The following is a 15,150-nucleotide window of genomic DNA, read 5'->3' as shown; positions in this document are numbered from 1 at the left end:
CGCCTTTTACGTCAGAGTTAATACCATCTGGCTTTGAATTCCTGATATTTTTCCACCAGCCTGTCCCTCTGATCCGTCACATTGAAGTGCAGCGCAGCAAGCAGCTGATGTAAAAAGTCAATTGTAAAAATAAAAATAATCGCTTTCAGCACCCACAATCCGGGGCCGTATGTATACCATGAGGCAACATCCATCACAGCCTGATGGAGATAACCGATTATGATTACCGCATAAAATCCCCATGCTATTGTACTTTCCAGGCAGATAATTCCCTGATAGTTAAAGGGCTTCTCCCTGTAGTCCCACCATACCTCACCGAAAAGGCGAAGCATCAGACGCCCTACCATGTACTCAAAGACAGTCGCCGTAAAGGCTCCCGCCAGGTACAGCATTACCGGATTCCCGGCAAAAGGGCGCAGTAAAAAATAGCCTGCAAGCGCTCCGATCCCATAAATAGGGCAAAATGGACCTTTTGCAAATCCTCTGTTTGTCAGCCTGCGGTTACAGAACGACATGTAGACAGATTCCACAAACCAGCCCAAAATACTGTAAATACAGAACGCCGCGAGCAGATGATAAACATCATTTCCCAGTATTCCACCTATCCACATATTTCTTTCCCCTCTGATCTCCGGCCTTCAGTTCAATGCACAGGATGTCCTGAATGCAGCTTCCGTATAAAGCAGCGTCAGCCCAATCTCCCTGGCAGAAATTTCCAGCCGGATAAAACACAAGTCCTTGGTAGTAAATGCCAAGGACTTCCGTTTGCTTAGTTATATTTACGTTTTCTAGCCGCTTCGGATTTCTTCTTACGTCTTACGCTGGGCTTCTCGTAATGCTCTCTCTTGCGGATTTCCTGCTGGATCCCGGCTTTTGCGCAGCTTCTTTTAAAACGACGTAAAGCGCTGTCCAAAGTCTCATTTTCTTTTACGATAATGTTTGACATAGCTCACACCTGACCTCCCTTCAGTCCCTTCAAGTTCACGACTGATTGGGTTTTTTATGCATACCAATGCACAAGAAACATTATACCAAAAATTACAGGTACGTCAACCATTTTTTTTGCAATTTAAGTATATTTTAAGAAAAAGTGCATTGAAAGTCCTTTTTTCATCAGTTTTTGGTCACTTTTTCCAAATTTCCGTGCTGTTAACAAGTTACTTAAGCTGTCCTTCCAGAACCTTCTCCACTTCGGCAATCGCCTGGGGGATTCCTGCGGGATTCTTTCCTCCGGCCTGCGCCATGTTCGGACGTCCGCCGCCGCCTCCGCCTACCAGTGCCGCGATTCCCTTGATCAGATTGCCGGCATGGGCTCCCTGTGCCATAGCGCTGTCCGTTGCCATCGCCACCAGGTTCACCTTTCCGTCTTTTTCAGAAGCCAGGACAACAACGCCCTCGCCCAGCTTCTCTTTAAGCTGGTCTCCCAGATCGCGGAGACCGTTCATGTCAGCGCCGTCCGCCTTGGCAGCCAGCAGCTTCACACCCTTGATCTCCTTCACCTGATCCATGACATTGCCCAGGGATTCCCTGGCAGCCTTGCTCTTTAAGGATTCGTTTTCACTGGAAAGCTGCTTCACCTCAGCCATAAGGTGCGTAAGCTTCTCCGTAAGATTGGCGGGAGTCGCCTTCACAATCTTCGCGGCCTCTGAAAGCCTGTCTTCCAGTTCTTTATAGTAAGCGAATACGCCCGGGCCGGTAAGCGCCTCAATTCTTCTCACGCCTGCCGCCACACCGCTTTCCGAAAGGATCTTGAATACGGCAATATCACCGGTATTGGCCACATGGGTGCCGCCGCACAGCTCTGTGGAGAAATCTCCCATCTGCACCACGCGCACACTGTCGCCGTATTTCTCGCCAAACAGCGCCATCGCGCCTGTTTTCTTCGCTTCCTCCAGCGTCATGACTGAAGTCCTGACGGGAAGATGCGCATTGATTTCATCATTTACAATCTGCTCAACCTTTGCCAGCTCCTCCGGGGTCATGGCGGAAAAATGGCTGAAGTCAAAACGCAGCCTGTGGGCATCCACATAGGAACCGGCCTGTTCCACATGGGAACCGAGCACAGTGCGCAGGGCTTTCTGAAGAAGGTGGGTTGCGCTGTGGTTCTTGCAGGTATCCGCTCTTCCTGCAGGATTCACGGAAAGCTCCACTTTATCACCCAGCTTGATCATTCCACTGGTCATTCTTCCGATATGGCCAATTTTGCCGCCTGCCAGATGAATGGTATCCTGTACTACAAATTCACCGTCGCCGCAGCGGATTACACCGGTATCGCCGCACTGTCCGCCCATGGTTCCGTAGAAGGGTGTCTGCGCCACGATAATCGTGCCGGACTCCCCGTCGGTAAGGGCATCCACAACAGCCTCCTCCGTAGTCATTGCCGTTACGCCAGATTCCCATGACAGCTTGTCATAGCCTACGAATTCAGAAGTGATAGCAGGGTCGATGGACTCATAAACCGTAACGTCCGCGCCCATATAGTTGGTTACCTTCCTGGCCTTGCGGGCTTTTTCCTTCTGCTCCTTCATGGCAGCCTGGAAGCCCTCCTCATCAATGGTGAGGTTCTTCTCCTCCAGGATTTCCATGGTGAGATCCAGAGGGAAGCCATAGGTATCATAAAGCCGGAAAGCATCTTCGCCCGAAAGCTGCGTCCTGCCTTCCTTCTCCATATTCTCTTCCATCTCGGCCAGAATATTCAGGCCCTGGTCAATGGTTTTGTTGAATTTGCTTTCTTCCTGCGTCAGGACGTTGAAAATAAAGTCCTTTTTCTCTTCCAGCTCCGGATAACCGTCTTTGCTTCCTTCAATTACCGTACTGCTCAAGTTGGCCAGGAAATCTCCTTCGATTCCCAGAAGCCTTCCATGACGGGCCGCGCGGCGGATGATACGGCGCAGCACATAGCCCCTTCCTTCATTGGAGGGCATGATGCCGTCTGAAATCATAAAGGTGGCGGAACGGATATGATCCGTTACAATACGGATGGATACGTCCCATTCATGCTTTTCTTTGTAGGTCTTTCCCGCCAGCTCGCATACGCGGTTGCGCAACGCCTGGATGGTATCCACATCAAAAATAGACTCCACATCCTGCACAACGGCAGCCAGACGTTCCAGTCCCATGCCAGTATCTATGTTCTTCTGGGACAGATCCTTATAGTTTCCGTGTCCGTCGTTGTCAAACTGGGTAAATACATTGTTCCATACTTCAATATAGCGGTCGCATTCGCAGCCTACGGTACAGCCGGGCTTTCCGCAACCGTACTTCTCGCCGCGGTCATAGTAAACCTCGGAGCAGGGGCCGCAGGGGCCTGAGCCGTGTTCCCAGAAGTTATCCTCCTTGCCGAAACGGAAGATGCGCTCCGCCGGGATTCCGATTTCCTTATTCCAGATATCAAAGGCTTCATCATCATCCAGATATACGGAAGGATAAAGCCTGTCCGCTTCCAGTCCCACCACTTCGGTCAGGAACTCCCAGCACCAGGCAATCGCTTCATGCTTGAAATAATCTCCGAAGGAGAAGTTGCCCAGCATTTCAAAAAAGGTTCCGTGCCTGTCCGTCTTGCCGATATTTTCAATATCGCCGGTACGGATACACTTCTGGCAGGTAGTCACCCTTTTGCGGGGCGGAATCTCCTGTCCTGTAAAATAAGGCTTGAGCGGCGCCATGCCTGAATTGATTAACAGCAGGCTGTTGTCGTTATGCGGCACCAGGGAAAAGCTTTTCATCACCAGATGTCCTTTGCTTTCAAAGAAGTCAAGGAACATCTTTCTCAGTTCATTTACTCCGTATTTATTCACGTTTCTTTCCTCCACATCACTGCAGTATGTCCGCATCCTTCCCGCAGGCCGGTTCCCGGGCCGCAAAACGGATCTCAGACACGCTCAATCTATCCTATTATATGTTTAATTTTTTTCCTTGTCAACGCCGCCGCACAGGGTATTTGCAAAGGCTTCTATATTTTCTTCCCGCACGGACGGCATGGCGGCCTTATAATGCTTCACCAGGTTGGTCATCATCCTGGCCATGAACCGGTCAAAGCCCTTCTGCTTATGGATATCCACCTCACCGCCGAACCCGGCGGCACAGACCGAGGCCTCCAGAAGCTCCCTGGGGAAATTCTCCAACAGCACCTGCTGTGTCTGTGCGGGAAAAGCGCTGCAGATAAAAAAAGCGGTTTTTTTACAATTCAGAAGCTCATTCCTACTCGCTTCCAGAAAAGCCTTTGTTTCTTTCGGGATTTTACCCATACGCACGGGCGCTCCTGTAATAATGCAGTCATAGCCGGCAAGCTGCGGCCTTCCGGCCGCCAGATTGGCAGCCGTGACCTGCGCCCCTCTTTTTTCCAGCTTCTTTTTCAGAATTTCCGCGCATTTTGCCGTTGTCCCCGTTTTACTCTGATAGCAAATCAAACATTTCATCTTAACAGTACTCCTGCCTTTTCCCTGAATCTGACCATTATCAATATCTTCCCGCCAATATCAGCACAGCGGGGCAAATACACGGAGGACGGAATCGAAAAGGCCTCCGATAATTCCCTGTTTGCAGTCCTTTAACGTAATTTCCCGGCTCGCCGCAATGGTTTCCAGACTGTCCTTTTTTAATTCCTCCAGCCCGCTCGTACGGTAAAGAAGCGTGGCGCATTCGAAATGCAGGTACAGGCTCCTGAAGTCCATATTTACGCTTCCCACCACGCCGAACTCGTCGTCGCAGATATAGCTCTTCGCATGAATAAAGCCCGGCGTATATTCAAAAATCCGGATGCCCGCGCGCAAAAGCGGAGGATAATTGGAACGGGTCAGCCGGAAAATGGTTGGCTTGTCAGGAATGGCCGGCGTCACTATCCGCACATCCACACCCCTTTTGGCCGCCGTGCACAGCGCGTTTCTCATCACGTCGTCCACTATCAGGTAAGGCGTAAATATGTAGACATATTTTTTCGCCTGATGGAGAATGTCCAGATATACATTTTCCGCAATGGTTTCGTTATCCAGGGGCGAATCGGTATAGGGCTGCACGAAGCCCTTTCCCTCAAAAGGCTCCGGATGATGCACATGAGGCTTGAAGCAGCTGATATCCGTATCCTCTTTCCTGAAGGCATTCCACATTTCCAGGAACATCTCTGTAAAATTCCACACGCCGTCGCCCTTTAAGCGCACTCCCGTATCCTTCCAGTAGCCGAACCTGACCTTTTCATTAATATATTCATCCGCCAGGTTGATTCCGCCCGTAAATGCGGTATGGCCGTCAATGTCAAGGATTTTCCTGTGATCCCGGTTGTTCATTACCAGGGAGAAGAAAGGGATGACATGGTTAAAGGCCATGCACTTTATCCCGTATTTCTCCAGTCCGGCGTAATAGCCGGCGGGCAGCAGGGTCAGGCAGCCCATGTCATCGTAAATCATCCTGACATCCAGCCCTTCCTCCGCCTTCTGCTTCAGGATTTCCAGGATAGTTTCCCACATCTTGCCTTCCGCCACAATAAAATATTCCAGGAAAATAAAATGCTTTGCCTGGCGCAGCTCTTCCAGCATATCCACAAACATCTCTTCCCCGCTGGGATAATAGGTCACGTCCGTATTTTCATAGGCAGGGAAGTCGCTCACACGGCGCACATACTGAAACGTCCCCGCCGCGCGTCCGTGTATCTTTCCCAGCCGGTCCTGCAGTTCTCCCTCCTGTATCAGGGTATCCTTAAAAACATCATGCTGGGCATTCAGCTTCCTGCGCATATTCCGGGAAGGCTTTTTATCCCCCAAAAACAGATACAGCAGGCCGCCGAACAGCGGCAGCGTCATGATAAGGACAATCCAGCCTATTTTATAGGCCGAATTATCATCTTTTCCGATAATGTAGAGTACAATGGCGATACTCAGTGCTGTGAACGCCGTGGTGATCCAGCTGGAGTATCTCGCCAGCTTTTCCAGCATAAAAACAAACCAAACTATCTGAAGCAATATAAGAACAACCGTAATAACTATCCGGTTGACCACAAGTCTTTTGTACTTCCCCTTCATCAGCTGTCTATCTTCCTTTCTGCTTCTCACGCCGCCCTACAGATGCGGCCGCTTCCCGGGGAACCTTTTTTTGAGCCTCCTGCGGGGTTTCCCGGATATTTTCCTGCGGGTTATCCGGTCTCCTGCCGTTGCGTCCCGCCACATCATTTCTTATCAGCTTATAGGCGGTTGCCGCAACCGGAACACCCAGAAGCATTCCGCCGATGCCTCCCAGTCCGCCGCCCACCGTTACGGCCGCCAGCACCCAGATACCGGGAAGGCCGATGGAGGAACCGACAACTCTGGGATATATCAGGTTTCCTTCCAGCTGCTGCAGCACTACAATAAATATAATGAACAGAAGCGCCTTCAGCGGATCTACCGTCAAAATCATGAATGCTCCCACCGCAGCGCCCAGATAAGCGCCTACAATGGGGATCAGCGCCGTAGCCCCGATAAATGCCCCGATCATCGGCGCATAAGGGAAACGGAACAGCAGCATTCCTATAGTACACAGTGTACCCAGAATTACCGCTTCCGTACACTGTCCTATTATAAAACTGGAAAAAGTTTCATTGGCTGTCCTGTAAATATACCTGATTCTGGCAACTGTCCTTTCCTTCATATACGCATGCATAATCCTGCTCACCTGGGAATGCAGCTTTTCCTTTCCTGAAAGGATATAAATGCCGAAAATCAGGCCGATAAAAAAGTTCACCACGCTGCCGACCACAGCGCCAACTGCGGTCAGTGTGGAATTCACAAAGCTGGTAAAGCCCGATTTTACAACATCCGCCACTTTATCCATGACATTGTTCCAATCCACATTCTTCAGCATGTCAGCAGTATTGCCTGCATTATTTTTCTCCAGCCATGCCGCCGCTTCCTCCAGGAAAATCGGCACATTCCTGCCGATTACGGCAAAGGCCTTCCCAAGCTCCGGCAGGACCAGCCTTGCAACCAGGGAAAAAATCCCCGCAACCAGCAGCAGGGACACAACGATGCTTACGCCTCTCCTGCTCGCCGTAACAAACCGGTTCTTTGTTTTCGGGAAATAAATCCGCTCCACCCGGACCATAATGATGTTGATAACATAGGCGACAGCCACTCCCAGAATCAGCGGAAACGCCACATTCCAGAGTTTCAGGGCAACTCCGGCTATCTGGTCAAAATATTTAATCCCGAGAATCAGCAGCGCCGCAAGGCAGATATAAATAATCACAGCAAAATCCGTTTTCTTCTTTTTCATAGTACCTCCGTAAACTCCTGCAGGTTAGTTGCAACTTCCTCATAAACAATATTAATCTATATTACCACAAATCTTTCCAGAAATGTAGTCCTTTCCTGTTTTGAATAAAAATCGGAACATAAAAAAAGTAACTGTCCTCCTCCGCCCGGGGCCCTGCAGGCACAGGACGGCGGCGGCAGGGACCCGGGCGGGGTGCAGACAGTTACAAAAAACGCCAGACACAGAGGATATCAGAATCTGTGCTGGCGGTAGTACCAGTGGAAGGTGCCTTTGTATGAATTTTTTGAAAAATAAAGGGCTTCATCGGCGCGGGAGTACAGGTTTTCAAAGGTTTCTTTATCGGCTTCCCGGTACATGCCGATGGAACAGCTCAGCTGAAAATCATTTCCGTATTTTTCGGATAAAGCGCTGTAGTCCTGCAGAACGGCCCGGGCTTTTTCCTCCGCTTCCTTTCTGCCGCAGCAGCCCGCCTCATAAACTGCGAACTCATCGCCGCCCAGCCTGCCGATGACAGCTTCCTTTGCAAATATCCGCCGTAAGATATCGGCCATGTCCATGATGACCCTGTCGCCTGCCACATGCCCGTAGGTATCATTCACCGCCTTAAAGTCATCCAGATCGATCATATAGAAGGTGCCGCCTTCACCGCTTTCCAGCCTTTTTTTCACATAATATTCAAAGCTGCCCCGGTTATAAAGTCCTGTCATCAGATCCTTTTCAGAAAGGCGTCTGTAGTAATCCACCGTCTTTTTCTCCGGCTCCGGCAGCATTTCCGTTCCTCCTGCAGCCTGGTCCGGCCTTCGGGCCGGCTGCCCGCAGCCGTCCTCCTGGGGAACGGATATATGAATATGTATAATCCGGTTCGCCTTTCCATCTTTTTTCCATACCATGCTTATACGGACGCTTGTTTCTGTCAATCCTGTAACTGAGAGGCCGGCATTCTCAAAAGCCTGTTCTTCATTACCGGGCTGAAATATTTTTTCTACCCGGAGATTGCCGCAGACCAGATAGATATTTTCGGCCAGCCGGGTGCATTGGTACCAGTCCTTCACAGGCCTGTACACATACTCCCTGCCATCTTCCCACTTACCGGAATCCAGTTCACTTTTTATTTGTTCTACAGTTGTGTAGTATTCATGGGCCCTGCTTCCTATTACCACCGAATTTTCCTCAAGAATACCGCTTATTTCCTGTATTTTACCCGAATTTTGACCGCTCAGGCAGGTAAACATCAGCTGTTTTGTTAAGTCACATAATTCTCTATCTATCATTCCTGCACCTTTCCCGGCCACAACTTCTCTTTGCTCTATTTATAGAGCAATTATATCTTACTTTTTTACTAAAATCAATAATATATCCCACAATTGAATCTGGGAGGCCGCTGTTTGGAATTTCTATCCCTGCAGCGGTATTGGGAGTAATTCATGCAGAAAATAAAATACAATGTTTCTTTGGGTGCTAATATCCGCGCACTCCGCAGGGACTGCGGCCTGACTCAGGAGCAGACAATAGCAAAGCTGCAGCTTTTAGGCTGCAGCCTTACAAGAGGCTCCTATGCAAAAATAGAAGCCGGTATTCAGAATATAAGCGTACAGGAGCTGCTGGCTATGAAAGAAGTTTTTCATGCGGATTTCGAAGACTTCTTCCAAAAACAGCCGGAAGAATAGTACGCTTTTTTTCCGTCCTTCACTGCGGCAGGGGCTTTCCCTTAACAGCCTGTCATAATGCGGATAATCTCCTTATCTGTTTCCTTCATGCCGTCTTTGCCCAGGCGGCCCACGTTTCCTATTGTCTTTTCCACTCCTTTGGATATAATCCCGTCACCGCCGTAGAACTGCTGTCCTTCCCTGTACATGGCATATCCAAGAATTCCCGCATCTACGGAAGAGGCGATTTTCGCCGCACAGGAGGGCTTGGCTCCATCGCAGATAATGCCCGACACAATGGCCAGCGCGTTGACAAGCGTATGATTGACCGCTTCCAAATCACCGCCCTGCAGATAAGCGATGCCGCAGCCGGCCGCACAGCCGGCGCTCACCGCGCCGCAATAAGCGGACAGCCGTCCAATTCCGCTTTTCTGATGGATTGCCGTCAGATTGGACAGTACCAGCGCACGGTACAGCTTTTCCTCCGGACAGCCCAGCTCCTTCGCATATTCAATCACAGGAAGGGAAACCGTCATTCCCTGGTTGCCGCTGCCGGAATTAATAACCACAGGCATTTCGCAGCCGCTCATCCTGGCATCGGAACCGGCAGCCGCTGCCGCCTTTGCCCGGTTTTTAATATCATTTCCATAGGTATGGAGCAGAACCCTGCCGATATTGGCTCCGTAATTTCCCTTCAGGCCTTCCTCGGAGATCGCCGTATTCAATGCAATCTGCCTTCCGATAACCTCCCGCACATCATCCGGATCCACCGTTTCGGCAAAATCATAAATTGCTTCCATATTCAGAAGCGCCCTGTCGGCCTCTTCCCTGTTTCCGCCTTTTGCACCCGCTTCCGGTTTGCAGCCCACAGCGCCCTGCCCGCCGTCATTATCCGCATCCTCCGCCGCCCGGAGCACCTTATCAGCGCACTTTTCCCGGTACAGCGCTTCCCCGTCCTTTTCGATCAGTACAATATTCGTATGGCTCCGGGAAATCTGCACCCTGGCTTCTTCCCCACCCTTCCAGAGGGTAACCGCCATATCCAGCACTTCCTCCGTATCCATGGGCCTGACCTGTATTTTCCCGGCCTTTAGGAAACGGCTGATTTCCTCCTTCTGCCCTTCCGTCACCCCGGCGATGACCTCCAGCGCCCTGTCCGCCTCACCTGCCACAATTCCGGCAGCCGCCGCTGCCTCCATTCCCTTCAGGCCGTTGGTGTTGGGGACCACCACGCTCTTTACATTCTTAATTATATTACCGCTTGCTTCCACCAGCACGCTGTCCGGCATGCAGCCCAGTATTTCCCTGGCCTTTGCGGCACAGTAGGCCAGCGCTATCGGCTCCGTACAGCCCATGGCCGGCACAAGCTCTTCCTTCAGAATTCTGAGATACGCCTGATATCTTTTGTCCTTTTTCTCCATGTTCGCTCCTATCTGCACGCATTTACGCGGCTGGTGATCTGGTTCCGCTTTAACCGCATTATAACAGATACCCGGCAAACAGGCAATGCCGCAGGATAGTGGGCTGCAGGATGGTGGCTTGCTGCCGGTACAGCCGGCGGACGGCAAAAAATCAAGACAAAAACGCAGGCAAAAAAACTTCCGCTTGCAGGTATGGATACCTGTCTGCGGAAGTTTTACACTGCCTTGAAATATTATCATTAAAGCTGTGAAGCTGGGGAACAGTTCAGAATTTGCAACTGTTTAAGCGTCTTCACATTTTCATGGATTATCCTGAAAATTTATACAATGCCCTGTGCGGTCATGGCTGTTGCAACCTTCTCAAAGCCTGCAATATTAGCGCCTGCAACATAGTTGCCTTCCATGCCGTAACGCTTTGCGGCGTCATCCAGGTTGTGGAAGATGTTGATCATGATGCCCTGCAGCTTGCTGTCCACCTCTTCGAAGCTCCAGCTGAGACGCTCGCTGTTCTGGCTCATTTCCAGAGCGGAGGTTGCCACGCCGCCTGCATTTGCAGCCTTTCCGGGAACGAACAGAACGCCGTTCTTCTGCAGATACTCGGTAGCCTCCAGGGTAGTAGGCATATTAGCGCCCTCGCATACTGCCTTTACGCCGTTTGCAACCAGCCCTTCCGCATCAGAAAGTGTCAGTTCATTCTGTGTTGCGCAGGGAAGTGCGATATCCACCTTCACACTCCATACGCCCTTTCCGGAATGATATTCCGCATTGGGCCTGTAATTCAGGTAATCGGAAACCCTTCCGCGTTTTACTTCTTTGATTTCCTTAAGCGCCGCCAGATCAATTCCCTCCGGATCGTATACCCAGCCGGTGGAATCGGAGCAGGTTACTACCTTAGCGCCCATCTGCTGTGCTTTCTGGATAGCATAGGTGGCCACATTACCGGAACCGGAAACTGCGATGGTCTTGCCCGCAATATCAATGCCGTTACACTTGAGCATTTCCTTTGTCATGTACAGAAGTCCGTAGCCGGTAGCCTCCGTCCTTGCCAGGGAACCGCCGTAAGTAAGCCCCTTGCCTGTCAGAACGCCTTCGTAAACATTGCGGATTCTCTTATACTGGCCGTACATATAACCGATTTCCCTTGCGCCGGTTCCGATATCTCCGGCAGGAACATCTGTGTCTGCGCCGATATGTCTGTAAAGCTCCGTCATGAAGCTCTGGCAGAATGCCATGATCTCTCTGTCGGATTTCCCTTTCGGGTCAAAGTCGGAACCACCCTTGCCTCCGCCGATGGGAAGTCCTGTCAGGGAGTTCTTGAACACCTGTTCAAAACCAAGGAACTTGATGATGCCAAGGTTAACGGAAGGGTGCAGACGCAGGCCTCCCTTATAGGGTCCGATAGCGCTGTTGAACTGAACACGGTATGCTGTATTCACATGAACCTGTCCCTTATCGTCTACCCACGGTACCCGGAAGATAATCTGACGTTCCGGATTAACCAGTCTTTCCAGTAAAGCATCTTTTCTGTATGCTTCCTCATTGGCTTCCACTACAACTCTGAGAGATTCCAGAACTTCCTTAACTGCCTGATGGAATTCAGGCTGTGCAGGATTTTTCTCCACTACCTGTGCAATGACCTCATCTACATATGACATGTGTGATTCCTCCTTTAATTGTTTTACAAAAAATGCCCGGGACAGAAAACTGGCCTGGGCATTCCAGATGGCTTTGTCCGGCTCTTATTATATAATGGATAAAGCCCGTACGCAAGTACTTTATTACGTTAAATTGACGAAATTTGCTAAAAAACACCTGCTTATAGATATTTTTTCAGCTTTTCAATGGTTTTTTCCTCAAAATCCATGAGCTCCCGGGCAAGCTCCGTGCTCTCATTTCCGGCATTTCCATAGTGGTTCAATGCCTTCCACATGCTTGTCAGCCCCCTGTTACTGCCCTGAATCATCAGCTCCGCAATATGGCTGGTGCTGGTATTTAAAAGCGTATTGGCCTGTATCCCGCCCTTAAGCATCAAATCAGTGACACCGCTGCTGCGGTACTCCTCCGCACGCCCCTCCAGCATCTCATGCCTGGCTTTATCCCTGATTTCTGAAAACTTCAGTTCCTGCCTGCTTAGCTGCAGGGCAAAGGCATCGTCCGTCAGCTTGGGGCTGACAGCTTCTATCGCTTTGATTCCCATTTCTGCATTTTTTTGGATTTCCCTGTATATAGCCGCATCATCACTTCTCATACTCCGCCTTCCTTCCCGGTTGTGTACGCTCCGTGCTGTCCGGGGGTTTTTCCGCTGGCTCCGTTATCCGGTCCTGCTCCGGCGCTGGCGGGTGTTTTCTGGTGCATTTCAAAAATGGGATGTTTCTAACTGTTCTGTCCTGTCAGGAATCGGCTAACGCGGCTGAACTCCTCACATAAGCGTCTAAATACGCCGGCGCCTTGCGGCTGGGCGTATTTAGATGCTTATGTTCGTCAGACAAGCCGCTAAAAGCAGCCGGTTCCTGGCAGGGCAGAGCAGTAAGAAACATCTCCATTTTTTCTCATGCACCGGAAAACACCCGCCAGCGCCGGAGCAGGACCGGATAGCGGAGCGGCGGAAAAACCCCCGGACAGCACGGAGCTGAGCCGTAGTTATTGAAAAAAATATATTTTTAAAAAATGAAAAACCGGAAATACTTTTTTTAGTAAGTATTTCCGGGGAGATTTTTATTATTCATTTTTATTTTCTTTATTCTTCTTTATAATTATGACGGTTTCTTATTTAATTAGTTACGTTACGCGTCGTGCGGCCTTGTGCTGTGGAGATCGCACCCCATACTGCTTCCCGCCTCCCATTTCGGGCTGGCCGGCTGCTGTGTGGGGCTTTTTTCTGCTCCATAGGAAAAAACGGTGATATTTCTTACTGCTTCGTTCTGCCGGGCTGCTGTTGATTTTAGTGGCTTGTCTGACGAGCGCAGCGAGGAGTTTAGGCACGTTGGCAACAGTCTGGCAGAGCAGTTAGAAATATCTTGTTTTTGAGGTTGGCGCAAAAAAGCCCCATACGGCTGCCGGCCGGCCCGAAATGGGAGGCGGGAAGCAGTATGGGGCGCAATCCCTGTAGCGCAAGGCCGCATGGGTCACAAACAACAAATTAGCTATTTTAATACATCCGTCTTAATATATCCGGTCTCTCCTTTGAATTTGACCTTTGTCCAGCCGTCGGCCTGTTTCATCAGGATTTCTACTTCGTCACCGGAGTACCCTACGCCCAGCCTGTCGGCTGTTTCGCTTGCGGATTTACGGACATTAACGGTGGTGGTAAGGCGGTAGGTTCCGCTGTTGGGTACATTGGCAGACGGCGCGCCGTCACCTGCGCCCGGCGTATCCGCCTGGCCGTTGTGTGTGGTATTATCAGTGTTTGCCGTATTATCGGTATTGGCGGTATTATCAGTATTATCTGCGTTAGCCGCTTCGTTTCCTGCTTCGGCATTTCCGTCACCTGCATTCTCAGGTTCTTCGGAAACCGCTTCCAGGAACTCCGATTTGATAAAGGCCTCCTGGCCGTTATAATCAATTTTGGACCAGCCGTTGGCACGGTTCTCCAGGAGGGCGAATTCATCTCCCACCTGAGCCTTTCCAAGAGAATCGGCTGTCTCACTGTCGGACTTTCTGATATTGACCACATCAGTGGCCTTTACCCTGGAAGAGGCGGCTTCCCCTGCATTATCGGCAGGCTCCTGGCCTTCTTCTTCAGTGGTCTCCGTCCCGCTTACTGTTTCGGCTTCCGCCAGGGCATCGCCGACCGCTGTCTTGAGCTTCTCGGACAGATCGGTAAGGAATGCGGCAAGCTCTTCATTCTCCGTCACGGCTTCGTTATATTCTACCTGAACTTTATTGAACAAATCCACCACATCGTCCTGCTTGGTTACGTTGGTGCGGTATTCCTTCATGGACTCATCTTCCGAGCAGTCATGGATATAGTAGGAATCATCCGCCTTCCGGCATACAATGTAGGTATTCAGCCCCGTCACCTTCTGGTCAATATCGTGGAACTTGGCATAATAGGTGACATAGACAACATAGGAATCCTCGATGGGGCCGGGCTTTGTATAGCAGTTGATATCATCATAGCTTTCCAGGTATTTGCTCTTTTCCTGGATGCGCAGCAGCTCGGCCTGATCCGAATAGTCCTTCAGGGACTTGACGGTCTCCATGTCTCCCTCTGCGGCTGCATTATAATATTTCTTCATCAGTGAATTGATTTCGGGATAGGCGTTGACCTCCATGGGCACATTGGGAATGGCCTCTGTGGACTGTGTCTGCGCAGCCGCAGCCTGGGACTGTTCCTGGGTAGCATCCTTGTCTCCCGATTTCTTGCCTATCAGCGAACCGAGCAGAATCCCGATCCCCAAAAGCACCACCGCTGTCACAATGATAACGGCAAGCGACTTCTTGTTCTTTTTCAGCAATTCTATAAATTCGTTCAGCGCACCCTCCGGCTTGGAGCCATCAGGCATTTTCTTCTGTTCCTCGCTCAATTTCACACCTTCAATCCTGAAAACATCGACTTTAAAACAGAACCGCCCTGCGGCGGTTCTCCAGTTACACTTGGCTGATATATTCACAGCAAGGCAAATTATATGCCAGAGTGACACAAATGCACCCGACAGGAATCGAACCTGCATTAAAGGCGTCGGAGGCCTCCGTTCTATCCATTAGACTACGGGTGCATAAGATATGTTGATGCACTGATTAAATATTACAAATTTGTTACATGCATCACTCTGACATATAATAGCACAAGTTTTTCCGGTTGTCCAGATCTCATTTTGGAAAAATAGAAAATTTATAGC

General features: G+C 50.3%; 12 protein-coding genes and 1 tRNA gene. 1 reads left to right on the top strand and 12 read right to left on the bottom strand.

Going from position 1 to position 15,150, the window contains the following annotated elements:
- Positions 1–17 precede the first annotated feature (17 nt).
- From DXC51_RS26515 to DXC51_RS26485, 7 genes are all read right to left on the bottom strand, one after another.
- Positions 18–611: a putative ABC transporter permease gene (locus DXC51_RS26515; protein WP_021637588.1), complete on the bottom strand. Its 594-nt coding sequence runs from the start codon at positions 609–611 to the stop codon at positions 18–20.
- Between the two features lie 158 nt (positions 612–769).
- The gene (gene rpsU, locus DXC51_RS26510) at positions 770–946 is read right to left on the bottom strand and encodes a 30S ribosomal protein S21 (RefSeq protein ID WP_009252110.1); all 177 of its coding nucleotides are present in this window, start codon (positions 944–946) and stop codon (positions 770–772) included.
- 211 nt (positions 947–1,157) lie between these two features.
- Complete coding sequence (gene alaS / locus DXC51_RS26505) at positions 1,158–3,833, bottom strand: alanine--tRNA ligase (RefSeq protein ID WP_117545738.1); 2,676 nt, start codon at positions 3,831–3,833, stop codon at positions 1,158–1,160.
- A 69-nt stretch (positions 3,834–3,902) separates the two neighbouring features.
- Positions 3,903–4,418: a flavodoxin domain-containing protein gene (locus tag DXC51_RS26500; RefSeq protein ID WP_117545737.1), complete on the bottom strand. Its 516-nt coding sequence runs from the start codon at positions 4,416–4,418 to the stop codon at positions 3,903–3,905.
- 60 nt (positions 4,419–4,478) lie between these two features.
- Positions 4,479–6,014, bottom strand: a complete 1,536-nt coding sequence (cls, locus tag DXC51_RS26495; protein ID WP_021637584.1) for a cardiolipin synthase — start codon at positions 6,012–6,014, stop codon at positions 4,479–4,481.
- A gap of 7 nt (positions 6,015–6,021) precedes the next feature.
- On the bottom strand, positions 6,022–7,242 hold the full coding sequence (locus DXC51_RS26490; RefSeq protein WP_117545736.1) for an AI-2E family transporter: 1,221 nt from the start codon (positions 7,240–7,242) through the stop codon (positions 6,022–6,024).
- A gap of 230 nt (positions 7,243–7,472) precedes the next feature.
- The gene (locus DXC51_RS26485; protein WP_147332411.1) at positions 7,473–8,513 is read right to left on the bottom strand and encodes a GGDEF domain-containing protein; all 1,041 of its coding nucleotides are present in this window, start codon (positions 8,511–8,513) and stop codon (positions 7,473–7,475) included.
- A 153-nt stretch (positions 8,514–8,666) separates the two neighbouring features.
- Here DXC51_RS26485 and DXC51_RS26480 point away from each other — a divergent pair, with 153 nt between their 5' ends.
- Positions 8,667–8,909: a helix-turn-helix domain-containing protein gene (locus tag DXC51_RS26480; protein WP_021637580.1), complete on the top strand. Its 243-nt coding sequence runs from the start codon at positions 8,667–8,669 to the stop codon at positions 8,907–8,909.
- Positions 8,910–8,950: 41 nt separating this feature from the next.
- Here the strand turns inward: DXC51_RS26480 and DXC51_RS26475 are convergent, their stop codons facing one another.
- The 5 genes from DXC51_RS26475 to DXC51_RS26455 form a co-directional block, all read right to left on the bottom strand.
- Complete coding sequence (locus DXC51_RS26475) at positions 8,951–10,309, bottom strand: L-cysteine desulfidase family protein (RefSeq protein ID WP_117545734.1); 1,359 nt, start codon at positions 10,307–10,309, stop codon at positions 8,951–8,953.
- 320 nt (positions 10,310–10,629) lie between these two features.
- A complete protein-coding gene (gdhA, locus tag DXC51_RS26470) occupies positions 10,630–11,964 on the bottom strand; it encodes an NADP-specific glutamate dehydrogenase (RefSeq protein ID WP_021637577.1) in 1,335 nt (444 codons plus the stop codon).
- Between the two features lie 161 nt (positions 11,965–12,125).
- Positions 12,126–12,557 (bottom strand): hypothetical protein, encoded by a 432-nt coding sequence (locus DXC51_RS26465; RefSeq protein WP_021637576.1) that lies wholly within the window; start codon positions 12,555–12,557, stop codon positions 12,126–12,128.
- An 895-nt stretch (positions 12,558–13,452) separates the two neighbouring features.
- Positions 13,453–14,835 (bottom strand): SH3 domain-containing protein, encoded by a 1,383-nt coding sequence (locus DXC51_RS26460; RefSeq protein WP_055725919.1) that lies wholly within the window; start codon positions 14,833–14,835, stop codon positions 13,453–13,455.
- 120 nt (positions 14,836–14,955) lie between these two features.
- Positions 14,956–15,027: transfer RNA gene (locus DXC51_RS26455), tRNA-Arg, on the bottom strand.
- Positions 15,028–15,150: the final 123 nt, after the last annotated feature.

It is taken from the genome of Eisenbergiella massiliensis (genome assembly GCF_003435485.1).
The sequence above is the reverse complement of the archived record's forward strand: the minus strand, read 5'-3'. Positions and strand labels throughout refer to the sequence as shown.